Raw genomic sequence first — 336 nt, 5'->3', positions numbered from 1 at the left:
AGTAACGGTGCCTACAAAGGTTACAAGCGTGACTTGTACGAAGGGGGTATTCGTGTACCATTTATTGCCAGCTGGCCTGGCCAAATTAAAGCAGGTACAACATCAGATCACATCTCTGCTTTTTGGGATATGATGCCAACTTTTGCAGATATGATTGGCACTGATCACCCTGAAAACATTGATGGTATCTCCATGTTACCTGCGTTAACCAATCAGGGCACTCAAAAGGAACACGAATACCTTTATTGGGAATTTAATTCTGTGGGTGGTCGAAAAGCCGTTAGAATGGGTAAATGGAAAGGTGTGCAGTATGGCATTAGAAAAAATCCTGAAGCA

At 42.9% G+C, this 336-nt stretch carries 1 protein-coding gene; it reads left to right on the top strand.

The window, feature by feature from the left end; genetic code table 11:
• On the top strand, positions 1-336 hold a 336-nt coding region (locus FNN09_RS20950; RefSeq protein ID WP_143304438.1), incomplete at both ends, for a sulfatase/phosphatase domain-containing protein.

The organism is Carboxylicivirga sp. M1479 (assembly GCF_007097485.1).
Classification (GTDB): Bacteria; Bacteroidota; Bacteroidia; order Bacteroidales; family Marinilabiliaceae; genus Carboxylicivirga.
Note: the sequence above shows the minus strand (reverse complement) of the source record. Positions and strands in the feature narration are given on the sequence as shown.